General features: G+C 72.9%; 11 protein-coding genes. 8 read left to right on the forward strand and 3 right to left on the reverse strand.

All coding sequences use genetic code 11. The features are described 5' to 3' along the window. The first annotated feature begins 3 nt into the window (after window positions 1-3). Both STRTU_RS02020 and STRTU_RS02025 read left to right on the forward strand, forming a co-directional pair. Window positions 4-1368, forward strand: a complete 1365-nt coding sequence (locus tag STRTU_RS02020) for an MFS transporter (RefSeq protein ID WP_159741933.1) — start codon at window positions 4-6, stop codon at window positions 1366-1368. 11 nt (window positions 1369-1379) lie between these two features. Continuing rightward, a complete protein-coding gene (locus tag STRTU_RS02025; RefSeq protein ID WP_159746635.1) occupies window positions 1380-2396 on the forward strand; it encodes a TolB-like translocation protein in 1017 nt (338 codons plus the stop codon). On the opposite strand, the gene STRTU_RS02030 is transcribed toward STRTU_RS02025, so the two are convergent. Then, window positions 2393-2827 (reverse strand): hypothetical protein, encoded by a 435-nt coding sequence (locus tag STRTU_RS02030; protein ID WP_159741934.1) that lies wholly within the window; start codon window positions 2825-2827, stop codon window positions 2393-2395. The genes STRTU_RS02025 and STRTU_RS02030 overlap by 4 nt on opposite strands. Before the next feature lie 172 nt (window positions 2828-2999). Here STRTU_RS02030 and STRTU_RS02035 point away from each other — a divergent pair, with 172 nt between their 5' ends. Then, window positions 3000-4172 (forward strand): ROK family transcriptional regulator, encoded by a 1173-nt coding sequence (locus STRTU_RS02035; RefSeq protein ID WP_159741935.1) that lies wholly within the window; start codon window positions 3000-3002, stop codon window positions 4170-4172. A gap of 113 nt (window positions 4173-4285) precedes the next feature. Here STRTU_RS02035 and STRTU_RS02040 read toward each other — a convergent pair whose 3' ends face one another. Beyond that, window positions 4286-5029, reverse strand: coding sequence for a GntR family transcriptional regulator (locus tag STRTU_RS02040; RefSeq protein WP_159741936.1), 744 nt, complete (start codon window positions 5027-5029; stop codon window positions 4286-4288). A gap of 253 nt (window positions 5030-5282) precedes the next feature. Between STRTU_RS02040 and STRTU_RS02045 the strand changes: the two genes are divergently transcribed. Beyond that, window positions 5283-5948, forward strand: coding sequence for an aspartate/glutamate racemase family protein (locus tag STRTU_RS02045; protein WP_159741937.1), 666 nt, complete (start codon window positions 5283-5285; stop codon window positions 5946-5948). Here STRTU_RS02045 and STRTU_RS02050 read toward each other — a convergent pair. After that, window positions 5900-6793 (reverse strand): RNA polymerase sigma-70 factor, encoded by an 894-nt coding sequence (locus STRTU_RS02050; RefSeq protein ID WP_159741938.1) that lies wholly within the window; start codon window positions 6791-6793, stop codon window positions 5900-5902. The genes STRTU_RS02045 and STRTU_RS02050 overlap by 49 nt on opposite strands. 187 nt (window positions 6794-6980) lie before the next feature. On the opposite strand from STRTU_RS02050, the gene STRTU_RS02055 reads away from it, so the two are divergent. The 4 genes from STRTU_RS02055 to STRTU_RS02070 all read left to right on the forward strand — a co-directional run bounded on the left by STRTU_RS02055 (window position 6981) and on the right by STRTU_RS02070 (window position 13017). Next, entirely contained in the window at window positions 6981-7811 is an 831-nt protein-coding gene (locus STRTU_RS02055; RefSeq protein WP_159741939.1) for an alpha/beta fold hydrolase, read from the forward strand. A 263-nt stretch (window positions 7812-8074) separates the two neighbouring features. Beyond that, the gene (locus STRTU_RS02060) at window positions 8075-9649 is read left to right on the forward strand and encodes an alkaline phosphatase D family protein (protein WP_159741940.1); all 1575 of its coding nucleotides are present in this window, start codon (window positions 8075-8077) and stop codon (window positions 9647-9649) included. Window positions 9650-9733: 84 nt separating this feature from the next. Continuing rightward, window positions 9734-11146 (forward strand): GNAT family N-acetyltransferase, encoded by a 1413-nt coding sequence (locus tag STRTU_RS02065; protein ID WP_159741941.1) that lies wholly within the window; start codon window positions 9734-9736, stop codon window positions 11144-11146. Window positions 11147-11319: 173 nt separating this feature from the next. Then, a complete protein-coding gene (locus tag STRTU_RS02070) occupies window positions 11320-13017 on the forward strand; it encodes a DUF885 domain-containing protein (protein ID WP_159741942.1) in 1698 nt (565 codons plus the stop codon). The last annotated feature ends 26 nt before the right edge of the window (window positions 13018-13043 follow it).

Genomic DNA, 13043 nt, shown 5'->3' on the forward strand with positions numbered 1-13043 from the left:
CCCGTGTATCTCGCAGACGGCCGCCCGGCCCCGGCCACCTCTGATGCGCCGGGCGGCCGAATCGCCGGACGCGGCCGCCGCGCCACAGCCGCCGTCCCCTCCACGGTGCTGGTCCTGGGCGTGGTCAGCCTCATCACCGATATCTCCTCGGAGATGGTCACGGCCGTGCTCCCGCTGTACCTCGTCGCCGAACTCGGGCTGTCCCCGCTGGGGTTCGGCGTACTGGACGGGGTCTACAACGGGGTGAGCGCGCTGGTGCGGCTGGTGGGCGGCCGGCTGTCGGACCGGGGCGGGGGCGGGGGCCACAAGGCGGTGGCCGCGGTGGGGTACGGGCTCTCCGCGCTCTGCAAGCCGCTGTTGCTGCTGGTGCACTCGTTGCCGCTGATCGGGGTGGTGCTGGCGGTGGACCGGACCGGCAAGGGGCTGCGGACCGCACCACGGGACGCGATGATCTCGCTGGCCGCCGAACCGGCGACCCGTGGCCGGGCGTTCGGGGTGCACCGGGCGATGGACACCGCGGGCGCGCTGTGCGGCCCGCTGGTGGCGTTTCTGCTGCTGCGGGCGGCGGCCGAGGGCTATGACGCGGTGTTCACGGTCAGCTTCTGTGTCGCCGTACTGGGTGTGGTCGTCCTTCTGCTGTTCGTCCCGGGCCGCACCGTTCCGGGCCGCACCGTCCCGGGCCGCGCGCTGCCCGCCGCCCGCGCCCTGCCCGCCGCCGAGGACACCGCCGGACGGGCCCCGGACGGACCGCGGACGCCGGTCCGTGCCCTGCTGGGCCGACCGCAGATACGCCGACTGACCGCCTGCGCCGTCCTGCTCGGGCTGACCACCGTCAGCGACTCCTTCCTGTATCTGGCCCTGCAGCGGCGGCTGGACCTCCCGGTGGGGTGGTTTCCGCTGCTCCCGCTGGGCACCGCCGCGGCGTTTCTGTCGCTGGCGGTACCGATGGGGGCGATCGCCGACCGGATCGGCCGGCGGCGGCTGTTCGTGGCCGGGCATCTGGTGCTGCTGTGCGCCTATGGGCTGCTGTTGGCGCCCTTCGGCGGTGGTGCGGCGCTGGTGGGTGCCGTGCTCGTGCTGCATGGCGCGTTCTATGCGGCGACCGACGGAGTGCTGGCCGCCGCGACCGCCGACGCGGCGCCCGAGGACGCCCGTGGCAGCGGTCTGGCGGTGGTGCAGACCGGTCAGACGGCCGCCCGCTTCGTCTGTTCGCTCACCTTCGGCGCCGCCTGGACGGCCTGGGGCGACCGCACCGCCGTCCTCGCCGCGGCCGTTGGACTGGCCCTGGCCGCGGCTCTCAGCGCCCGGCTGCTGCGGCCGGCCGGACCGGCCACGGCCCCGAACTCCCCCTCGGAGCACACACCGTGAACCGCACCCCGTTGAACCACACCGCGCGCCTGGTCATCCTGCTCGCCACCGTGGCCGTACTCGGCGCGGTCGCCGTCGGCGCGATCCTGCACGCCGCCGGGCGCGCCGACCGGAAGGACCGCACACAGTCCGGCGGCCCCGAGGTGGCCCCCGGGCCCGTACGCCTGGACGATCCGCGCCATGGTCTCTTCCGCAACATGGCCTGGGGGCCGCACCGCGACGAGATCACCGCCGTGCCGGAAGGGCGGCTCACCGGACCGCGCACCGCGTCCGGGGTGCACTGCCTGCGGTTCCACGCGGCCGCCGGGACCGGCATCTGCCTCCAGGCCGTGCACGGCAAACTCCGGGACACCTACCGCGCCGTCCTCCTGGACAACCGGCTGCGCGCACTGCGCCATTACGACCTGGCCGGTACCCCCACCCGCGCCCGGGTCTCCCCCAGCGGCCGCAGCGTCGCCTGGACCGTCTTCGTCAGCGGTGACTCCTACGCGGGCACCGCCTTCTCCACCCGCACCTCCATCGTCGACACCCGTGGCCGGCACCTGGACGCCAACCTGGAGACCTACGCGCTGACCGTCGACAGGCACCGGGTCCACGCCGTCGATATCAACGTCTGGGGCGTCACCTTCGCCGATGACACCCGCTTCTACGCCACCGCCGCCACCGGCGGAAAGACCTATCTCGTCCGCGGCGACCGCCGCACCAGAACCCTCCGGGCCTTGCACTCCAATGTCGAATGCCCCTCGCTCTCCCCCGATGGCACCCGGATCGCCTACAAGAAGCGCGTCGCGGGCGCCGACCCCGATGCCCCCTGGCGGCTGTACGTCCTCGACCTGCGCACCTTGCGCGAGACCGCGACCGGCGAACACCGCAACATCGACGACCAGGCCATCTGGCGCGACGGCCGCACCCTGGTCTACTCCCTGCCGGGCGACTACGGCTCCGACCTCTGGACCGTCCCCGCCGACGGCACCGGCACCCCGCACCGCCTCCTCTCCGCGGCGCTCGCCCCTGCCTTCTCCCGTTAAACGCCCTCCTCCCCTATGGCCGCCACGAGCTGGAACGGCAGCTCGCGTGCGCCCTGCCCCACCCCCACACCTATCCAGCGGCCCTGCACCCGCCAGCCCTGCATCCGCGGGACATATCCGCACAGGGTGTCCAGCGGCGGCCGGACCGGCAGGCCCTGTGCGGACCGTTCCAACTGGGCCGTGAGATCGACCGTTTCGGGCGCACCCCACCGTAAGGACAGCGCCTGCACCAGCGCCGTCAGCTCGGCCGTGAACTCCTCCTCGGCCTCCGCCACCTCGGCGGCGTCCGCGTCCCAGAACTCCTCGCTGACCCGCAGCCCGGCTATGTGGTAGCCGGGCCCGCTCTCGACCATGCCGGACCGGCCCGGCACCGCCGGGAACTCCCGCAGCCGCAGTCGGTCGATGAGCGTCAGATCCTCGTCAAGGGTCATGCCGTCAGTAAACCGCGCGGGTCTGACAATTGGCCGTCGCGGTGCCGGGAGCGGGCGCACCCCGGGCGGGCCGGGTGGGTGCCGCGGCCGCCCGTGCCGCCCTCCCGCGGGGCTCGCCGGGCACCCTCTGACCGGCTACGCTCCGCCCCACACGCAAAGTGAGGGAGGGACGTTGGGGCGGCTCACCGGCGGGGATCCGTCCCTGCTGCGACGGATCAACTCCGCGGTGGTGCTGGATGCGCTGCGCGCCGCGGACTCCCCCACGCTCACCGACCTCGTCCAGGTGACGGGGCTGTCCCGGCCGACGGTCGAGGGTGTGGTCGAGGGGCTCATCGAGACCGGTCTGGTGGTCGAGGCGGCCGCCGGGGACGCCGCGACCCGTCGCCAGGGCCGGCCGGCCCGCCGGTTCCGCTTCCATCGCGAGGCGGGCCATCTGCTGGGCATCGAGATCGGCCCGCACCGCGTCGCCGCCCTGCTGTCCGATCTGGACGGGCGGGTGCTGGACAGCGCGCAGCGCCCCGTGGCGGTGAGTGCACCGGCCGATGAGCGGCTGGAGCGGGTCCGTGCCGTGGTGTCCGATCTGCTGCGCCGTACGGGCTTGCCCCGCGGTTCGCTGTGGGCCGTCGGGGCGGCCGGCCCCGGCATCGTGGAGGCCGACGGCACCGTACGGCTGAGCACCGCGCTGCCGGGCTGGACGGGCCTGCCGCTGGGTGACCGGCTGCGCCGGTCGTTCCGCTGCCCGGTACTGGTCGAGAACGACGCGAACGCCGCCGCGGTGGCCGAGCACTGGCAGGGCGCGGCGACCGGCTCGGATGACATCGTTTTCGTGCTGGCGGGACTCAGCCCGGGTGCCGGTTCACTGATCGGCGGCCGACTGCACCGCGGATTCGGCGGGGCCGCCGGGGAGATCGGCGCACTGCATCTGCTCGGCCGGGAGGCCACGCCGGAGAAGCTGCTGTCGACGACCGGGGAACCGCTGCATCCCCTGGACGAGGCGCAGGTGGCGGCGGTCTTCGCGGCGGCGCGGGACGGTGACGTACAGGCGCGGGAGGCGGTGGACCGCTTCCTCCGGCGGCTGGTGCACGATGTCGCGGCGCTGGTGCTGGCGCTGGACCCGGAGCTGGTGGTGATCGGCGGCTGGGCGGCGGGCCTGGCGGGTGTACTGGAGCCGCTGCGCCGGGAGTTGACGCGCTACTGCCTGCGACCGCCGCAGGTCGCCCTGTCGCAGCTCGGCGAGGCGGCGGTGGCAACGGGGGCGCTGCGGCTCGCGCTCGACCATGTGGAGGGCGAACTCTTCGCGGTAGAGGGGACGGTGGCGGGGCGCCACCGGGGCGCGGGGCGCTAACGGGCGCCACTACGGAGGGGCGGCGCGGCAAGACGGCAACGGGCTACCGCCGACCGCCACAACAGTACGGGCCCACCAAAATCCGGGACCCGTACCTCAGCTACCGCCCCGCCTTACCCCGCGAGCAAGGCGACCGCGTCGCTCTCCCCGAAGGTCAGTCGGCAGGTGTCCGCACGGTAAGTGGAGACCGCGACGGCGGTCGTCCGGCCCCCCGAGACATAGCGGGTGGTGACGACGAGGACGGGCGCGCCGGGCAGCCTGTCCAGCTGCCGGGCGTCCTCCGCACGGGCCGAACCGAGCTCGACGGTACGGTCCTGGCCCGTCAGCTCCAGCGACTGCAGCTCCCGCAGGACCGCATAGGCACGGGCGGGGCCGGTGAGCAGCTCGGCCTCGGCGCAGCCGGGGACCGCGGCCGCCGGGATGTACACCAACTCGGCGGCGAGGGGCTGACCTTCGGTGACCCGGGTGCGGCGGACGATGTGCATCAACTCGCCGGGGGCCGTCTCCAGTAGGCGGGCCACCGCGGCGGGCACCGTATCGCTCTGGGCGGAGTCGACCGGCTGCCAGTCGTCACCGGCGGCGCCGGGCCAGGTGTGGCGGGCGGCGACGGCGACACCGACGCGGGGCGGTGCGACGGTGGTGCCCACACCGCGGCGTCGCTGGAGTCTGCCTTCCAGCTCCAGCTGTTCCAGCGCCTGCCGCAGCGTGGCCCGTGCGACGCCGAACCGCGCCGCCAGATCACGCTCGTTGGGCAGAATCTCGCCGACCGCGAACTCCGAGTCCAGCGCCTCACTGAGCACGGTCTTGAGGTGCCAGTACTTCGGCTCCGGCACCGTTTCGAGCTGCGTGGTCCCCACCCTGTCCTCCGCACTGGCCGTTACCGGGACTGTTCCCCCATGGGGCTCGGGCCGCGCACGGCCGCCGGACAGGGGCCCGCTGCGCGCCCGATGATGAACGCTTCTTTATGAAAGGTTGTTGCAGTATCCCGACGATATGGCCGCCCCCACCCTTGGTCAAGACCAATCCGGCATCCGTTTCGGCCCGCTCGGCCCGCCCGGAACGGGCCTCCCGCGCACGCTCTCCCCGGCCGCGCTCGGTAACCTCCCGGGCATGCTCGCTCTGCTGCACACCTCGCCCGTCCATGTCCCGGTCTTCGACGCACTGCGTGACGAGGAGGCGCCCGACCTGACGCTGCATCACCTCGTACGCCCCGAACTCCTGGAGCGGGCAAGGGCGCAGGGGCCGGAGGCCGTCGCGGAGGACGTCGCCGCCGCGCTCGCGGAGGCGACCCACGACGGTGCGCGGTCGGCGCTGTGCACCTGCTCGACGATCGGTTCGGTGGCGGAGGCGGCCGGCGCCGCGCTCGGCCTGCCCGTTCTCCGTGTGGACCGCCCGATGGCCGCGGCGGCCGTCGCCGCCGGACCGCGGATCGTCGTACTCGCCACCGTGGAGAGCACCCTCGCCCCTACGGAAGCCCTGATCGCCGAGGAGGCCCAACGGGCCGGCCGCGAGGTCAGGATGCGGACCGTGCTGGTGCCGGGCGCCTGGGAGCGCTTCGAGAGCGGCGACACCGACGGCCATCTGTCGATGGTCGCCGCCGCGGCACGGGGGGTCCGGGACGCCGAGGTGATCGTCCTGGCGCAGGCCTCCATGGCACCGGCCGCCGAGGGGCTCGACGCCGGTGTCCCGGTGCTGTCGAGTCCGCGGCTCGGCCTGCGGGCCGCCGCTCAGCGAGCCGCGAGCGACACCAGCTTCTCGGGGTTGCGGACGACATAGACGGTCTTGATCTTGCCGTCGGCGATCCCGAGCTGGATGACGGAGTCCGGCTCGCCGTCGAGGTGCGCCAACAGCGCGATCCCGCCGTTGAGTTCGAGGACCGTGAACTCCAGACCGGCCGGTACGGACCGGGTGACGCCGAAGAGGAAGCGGGCGACCTTGTCGGCGGACTCGATGATCCGCAGCGGGGCCTTGGCCTTCCCTCCACTGTCCCCGACCAGCCGGGCGTCCGCCGCCAGCAGGCTCAGCAGCCCGTCCAGGTCGTCGCCGGCCGCGGCGGCCAGGAACCGTTCGGTCAGGTCCCGCTGCCGCACCGGATCGACCTCATAGCGCGGAGTGCCCTCCGCCACATGCCGCCGGGCCCGGCCCGCCAGTTGACGGACCGCGGCCTCGCTGCGGTCAAGGGTGGTGGCGATCTCCGCGTACGGATAGCCGAAGGCCTCGCGCAGCACGAACACCGCGCGCTCCAGAGGGGAGAGCGACTCCAGGACGACGAGCACCGCGAGGGTGACCGATTCGGTGAACACCGCCCGCTCGGCGGTGTCCGGGACGGTGCCGCCGACGTCGGTCCGCAGCGGCTCCGGCAGCCAGGGCCCCACATAGGACTCACGCCGTGACCGGATCTGGCGCAGCCGGTCGAGGGCCAGCCGGGTGGTGACGCGTACGAGAAAGGCGCGCGGTTCACGTACCGCCGCGTGGTCCGCGCCCGACCAGCGCAGCCAGGCGTCCTGCAGCACGTCCTCGGCATCGGCCACCCGGCCGAGCATCCGGTAGGCCACCCCGAAGAGGACGGGGCGGTGCTCCTCGAAGACGTCGGTGGCCTCGGTCGCGGAATCCTTCAGCACCCCTCCATCCCACCCGGCCGCCCCGGCCTTGTCCAGCGGAAACCGGGGAGTGCGGGGGCGCGGGCGCGTGGTGTGCGGCACACTCTCCCTCACCCCGGCCGCCCCATACCGCTCAGTAGTCCCAGCTGGCATCGTGTCAGCGCACGTCGGCACCACCGAAAGTCCCGCACCCCAGAGGAGTTCGCCCATGGCCGCCCCGGTCTCCTTCGCCCGTATCACCCCCGAGGACCGGCCGCCGTTCACGGTCGCCTACGACCGCAAGGGCGCGGGCGAGCCCGTCGTCCTGCTGCACGGCATCGGCCACCACCTCCAGGCCTGGCGCCCGGTGTGCGACATCCTCGCCGCCTCCCACGAGGTCATCGCGTTCGATCTGCCGGGATTCGGCGCCTCCCCCGGCCTGCCGGACGGTTCCTCCTACGACCTGTCGTCGGTCATCCCGCTGCTCACCGCGGCGTTCGCCGAACTCGGCATCGACCGGCCGCATGTGGTGGGCAACTCGCTGGGCGGGCTGCTCGCACTGGAGCTGGGCCGCACCGGCGCCGTGCGGTCGGTCACCGCGCTCTCGCCCGCGGGCTTCTGGACCCCGGCCGAGCGGCGCTACGCCTTCGGGGTGCTGCGCGGGATGTACGCCGGTGCCCAGGCGCTGCCCCAGCCGACGGTGGAGTCGCTGGCCAGGACGGCCCTCGGCCGCGCCTCGCTCACCGCCACCATCTACGCCCACCCCGGGCGCCGCTCGGCCGACGCCGTCGTGGCGGAGACCCGGGCGCTGCGCGAGGCAGCCGGCTTCGCGCCGACGCTGGCGGCCGGCCGGGAGGTGCGGTTCACCTCGGATGTGCCCGATGTCCCGGTGACGATCGCCTGGGGCAACCGCGACCGGCTGCTCCTCCCCCGCCAGGGCATCCGCGCCAAGCGCACCATCCCGGGCGCCCGGCTCGTACGGCTGCCGGGCTGCGGACATGTGCCGATGAACGACGATCCGGCGCTGGTGGCGCGGGTCATCCTCGACACGGTGAGCTGAGCCCGCGTGCCGCCTTCCCCGGGGGCCGCCGTTCCTGCCGCGCGTACAGGGACCGTATGCGCCACGGCGGCATCCTGGTCATCGGACCGTGGCCTTGCGACCATGGCCCGGGTCCGCCGGTCGCAGGTCCCCGGATCCGTCCGGGCGAAGGGGGCACCGTGACCCGTGAACGGGCCGGTGTTCACCGTCCGTTCGGCTGCGGGGCACCGGACAGCGATACGAACAGGACGGCAGTGAAGTCGGTCGAGGCATGGAGGTTGGAGATGGCGCAGGGATCCGGCGGCGGCTTCGGACGGCGGTCGCTGCTGCGCGGCGCGGCGGCGGGTTCGGCGGCGCTGGCACTGCCCGCGCTCTCCTGTGCCGCACCGGCCCAGGCCCGCAGCGGACGGCCGAGCGCCGACTGGGGTGTCCAGACCGGGGATGTCACCACGTCCTCGGGCCTGGTGTGGGTGCGGTCCGACCGGCCGGCCCGGATGGTGGTGCAGACCGCGGCGACCGAGTCGTTCCGTAATGCCCGGTCCTGGCACGGTCCGGTGATCGGGCCGGACACCGACTTCACCGGTGTCACCTCGCTGCACGGTTTGCCGTCCGGTGAGCAGATCCACTACCGGGTGCTGCTCTCCGATCCGGACGACCCGCGGCGCACCGGCGAGCCGGTCTCCGGGACGTTCCGCACGGCCCCCACGGGGCGGCGCACGGATCTCCGCTTCCACTGGTCCGGCGATCTGGCCGGGCAGGGCTGGGGCATCAATCCGGACCGCGGCGGCTACCGCATCTACGAGGACATGCGGCGCCGGAACCCGGACTTCTTCCTGTGCAGCGGCGACAACATCTACGCCGACAACCCGATCCCCGAGCGGGTGACGCTGCCGGACGGCCGGATCTGGCGGAATGTGACGACCGAGGAGAAGTCGAAGGTCGCCGAGACGCTCGCGGAGTTCCGTGGTGCGTTCCGCTACAACCTGCTCGACGACAATCTGCGCCGCTTCAACGCACAGGTGCCGACGATCACGCAGTGGGACGACCACGAGGTGCACAACAACTGGTACCCGGGGCAGCTGCTCGACGACGACCGGTACACCGAGAAGGACGCGGATGTGCTCTCCGCGCGGTCGCTGCGCGCCTTCGGCGAGTATTTCCCGATCCGTACGCTGCGGCCCGACCGGGGAGGCCGGGTCTATCGCGTACTGCGCCACGGCCCGTTGCTCGATGTGTTCGTACTGGACATGCGCCGTTACCGGAACGCCAATTCGCCGGGCCGGCAGACCGACGATCCGCAGGGCATCCTCGGGGCGGAACAGCTGCGCTGGCTCAAGCGGGAGCTGTCCCGGTCCCGTGCGGTGTGGAAGGTGATCGCCTCCGATATGCCACTGGGGCTGGTCGTCCCGGACGGCAAGACGAACTTCGAGGCGGTGGCCCAGGGCGATCCGGGCACTCCCCTGGGGCGGGAACTCCAACTGGCCGAGCTGCTGCGGCACATCAAGCACGACCGGGTGACCGGCACCGTCTGGCTGACGACCGACGTCCACTACACCGCGGCGCAGCACTACGCGCCGGAGCGGGCCGCGTTCAAGGACTTCGAGCCGTTCTGGGAGTTCGTGTCGGGGCCGCTGAACGCGGGCGGATTCCAGGCGCTGAAGCTGGACGGAACCTTCGGACCCGACCAACCGTTTCTCAAAGCGCCGGACCGTGCCAACACCTCCCCCGCGGAGAGTCCGCAGTACTTCGGCGAGGTCGATATCGACGGGGGCAGCGGGGAGCTGACGGTGCGGCTGCGTCAGGAGGGCGGCCAGGTGTTGTTCAGCAAGGTGCTGCAACCAGGACGGGTAGGACAGTAGGCGCTAATGCTTCCTTTTCGTCTTTTACCCATAGGACACAAGGTGTTGGTGATCAGGCAACACCTGTCCGCCAGGCTTGTGTGCATGACTGAAGCATCCTCTGCCCATGCCGCCCGCCGCCCGCACCGGCGGCGGGACATCGTCGGACTCGCCGCCCTCTGCACGGCCGTGGCGGCGGCCGACGCCCTCGCCCACGCCTTCACGCACGGCCCGTCGGGCCCGGTGCTGCTGTGCGCCTCCGCGGTGGCGCTGCTCGCCACGGCCGGCTTCCACCTCTGGTGGTCACGACGCCACGAACCCGCCCCGCCGCCGACCGATACCGGCGCCACGGCGCCGTCCTCCGCCGACCGGGCCCAGGTGGCCGGCGGCCAGGAGACGGTGCTGTGGCGTATGCGGACCACGGTCCGGGACGAGCCGGGCAGCCTGGCCGCGCTGTGCACGGCGCTGGGTGCGCGGCGGGTGGACATCCTCAGCCTGCAGACCCACCCGCTCTCCGACGGCACGGTCGACGAGTTCCTGCTGCGCGCGCCCAGCACACTGACGCCCGACGAACTCACCCGTACGGTGGCCGGCGCGGGCGGCACGCACAGCTGGCTGGAGCGGGCCGACGCACACGACCTCGTGGACGCGCCGACCCGGATGCTGGGCCTGGCGACCCGTACGGCCCTGGACTCCGCCGAACTCCCCCTGACACTGCGGCAGTTGCTGGGGCGCTGCACCATCCGTTCGGTGCCCGCGCACTCACTGCGCGGGCGGCCGCTCGCCGAGCAGGTCCCCACGGAGGGCGTGCTGGAAGAGCACCTCATGAAGTTCCGCGCCCCCTCCGGGGGTTCACTCACCATCGAAAGGCCGCAATTGCCCTTCACCCCCACCGAGTTCGCCCGGGTCCGCGCGCTGGTCGAGCTGGACGCCCGGCTCGGCCAGCGGGTGCCGCCGCGACGTGATGTGCTGACGCTGCCCGAGGGCAACGAGATCACCGTCCGCCGCGCCGACACCTCCGACCTGGCCGCGGCCCGGGAGATGCACGACCGCTGCTCCTCGCAGACCCTCGGGCTGCGCTACCACGGCCCGGTCGGCGACGCGGACCGCTACCTCGGTCATCTGCTCAGCCCGCGGTTCGGCCGCACCCTGGCCGTGGAGACCGCCTCCGGCCGGCTGGTGGCGCTCGGCCATCTGCTGTGGGACGGCGACGAGACCGAGGTCGCGCTGCTGGTCGAGGACGCCTGGCAGCAGCGCGGTATCGGCACCGAGCTGCTGCGCCGACTGGTGTCGATGGCGGCCGAGACGGGCTGCGAGAACGTGTACGCGATCACCCAGGCCTCGAACACCGGCATGGTGGCCGCGATGCGCGGTCTCGGGCTGCCGCTCGACTACCAGATCGAGGAAGGCACGCTGGTGATCACCGCCCGCCCGGCGGGAATACCCGCCACACGGGAGCCGCGGGAGAGCATACGTATCCATGACGGGGTCGCGCGCCAGGGCGGCGCGCGCCGCTGAGCCCCCGGGAGGGACCGCACCCTTCCGCCGGCCGGGCAGCCTGACACCCGGCCGGCCGCGGCACTCGACACCCGGCACCCGTTAGGGGCACGCACCGAGGGCGCCCAAAAGCGACAGCGGCGTACAGTTCTTTGATGGTGACGCGGCGGGGCGATCCATACGAGGATGGCCGTATGCCCAACACCACTACTTCCGGGGGCGGCGGTCCGCTGCCCCGCGAGGTCGCCGACGCCTATGTCGACGCCCTCGTCGACCTGGACCCCATCACCGGCACCTTCCTCGGCGTCGCCGAGAGCTCCGGCAAGCTCCCCGACTTCTCTCCGACGGGCCAGGAAGCGGTGGCCCAGCTCGCCCGTACGACGCTGGAGAAGCTCACCGAGTCCGAGGCGCGGCCGGGCGCGGACAGCGCCGCCGAGAAGATCTGCGCCCGGCTGCTGCGCGAGCGGCTGACCGCCGAGCTGGCGGTGCACGAGGCGGGCGAGGGCCTGCGCACGGTCAGCAACCTCAGCTCGCCGCTGCACCACGTCCGCGAGGTCTTCACGGTCACCCCCGCCGAGACCGACGAGGACTGGGCGGCGCTCGCCCAGCGGCTGCGGGCCGTACCCGCCGCACTGGAGGGCTACCGCGCCGCACTCGACGCCGGCCGCAAGCAGAACCTGCCCGCCGGTCCGCTCCAAGTCCGCACCGTCATCGGCCAGTTGGACGAGTGGATCGGCACGGACCGCAGCTGGTTCGCCGAATTCACCGACCCGGGCCCGGACTCGCTGCGCACCGAGCTGACCGAGGCCGCCGAGGTCGCGACCGGCGCCCTGGTGGAGCTGCGCGACTGGTTTCGTGACATCTACGCCCCCGCCATCGAGGGCGCACCGGACGTGGTGGGCCGGGAGCGCTACGCCCGCCTCGCGCGCTACTTCAACGGCGCCGACCTCGACGCCGACGAGGCGTATGCGTACGGCTGGTCCGAATTCCACCGGCTGCTTGCCGAGATGGAGGCGGAGGCCGAGAAGGTGCTGCCCGGCGCGAAGACGCCCTGGGAGGCGCTGGCGTGGTGCGATGAGCACGGCGAGGCGGTGGAGGGCGTCGAGGAGACCCGCCAGTGGCTCCAGTCGCTCATGGACGAGGCCATGGACGCGCTCGACGGCACCCACTTCGAACTGGCGGAGCGGGTGCGCCGGGTCGAGTCACGGATCGCCCCGCCCGGTGGCGCCGCCGCCCCGTATTACACCCAGCCGTCGCTGGACTTCTCCCGGCCCGGCCGGACCTGGCTGCCGACGATGGGCGAGACCCGTTTCCCGGCGTACGACCTGGTCTCCACCTGGTACCACGAGGGGGTGCCCGGCCATCACCTCCAGCTGGCGCAGTGGGCGCACGTCGCCGACCAGCTCTCCCGCTACCAGACGACGGTCGGCATCGTCAGCGCCAACGCCGAGGGCTGGGCGCTGTACGCCGAGCGGCTCATGGACGAACTGGGCTTCCTGACCAACGCCGAACGCCGTCTGGGCTACCTGGACGCGCAGATGATGCGGGCCGTCCGGGTCATCATCGACATCGGGATGCACCTGGAGCTGGAGATCCCCGCGGACTCGCCCTTCCACCCGGGTGAGCGCTGGACGCCGGAGCTGGCGCACGAGTTCTTCGCGCGGCACAGCAGCCGCCCGGCCGACTTTGTCGAGAGTGAGATCACCCGCTATCAGGGCATGGCCGGCCAGGCGATCGGCTACAAGCTCGGTGAGCGGGTGTGGCTCCAGGGCAGGGAGGCGGCCCGCGCCCGGCACGGCGCGGACTTCGACCTCAAGTCCTGGCACATGGCGGCGCTGTCGCAGGGCTCGCTCGGCCTGGACGATCTGCTGAGCGAGCTGTCCACGCTCTGATCAGGGCCTCCGGGGCATCGGCCGGC

Source organism: Streptomyces tubercidicus, assembly GCF_027497495.1.
Classification (GTDB): Bacteria; Actinomycetota; Actinomycetes; order Streptomycetales; family Streptomycetaceae; genus Streptomyces; species Streptomyces tubercidicus.

Excerpts from the sequence above, each read along its gene's own strand:
- STRTU_RS02030 (WP_159741934.1), bottom strand. The coding sequence starts at position 2,827 with ATGACCCTTGACGAGGATCTGACGCTCATCGACCGACTGCGGCTGCGG.
- STRTU_RS02045 (WP_159741937.1), top strand. The coding sequence starts at position 5,283 with ATGCTCGCTCTGCTGCACACCTCGCCCGTCCATGTCCCGGTCTTCGAC.
- STRTU_RS02055 (WP_159741939.1), top strand. The coding sequence starts at position 6,981 with ATGGCCGCCCCGGTCTCCTTCGCCCGTATCACCCCCGAGGACCGGCCG.
- STRTU_RS02060 (WP_159741940.1), top strand. The coding sequence starts at position 8,075 with ATGGCGCAGGGATCCGGCGGCGGCTTCGGACGGCGGTCGCTGCTGCGC.
- STRTU_RS02065 (WP_159741941.1), top strand. The coding sequence starts at position 9,734 with ATGACTGAAGCATCCTCTGCCCATGCCGCCCGCCGCCCGCACCGGCGG.
- STRTU_RS02070 (WP_159741942.1), top strand. The coding sequence starts at position 11,320 with ATGCCCAACACCACTACTTCCGGGGGCGGCGGTCCGCTGCCCCGCGAG.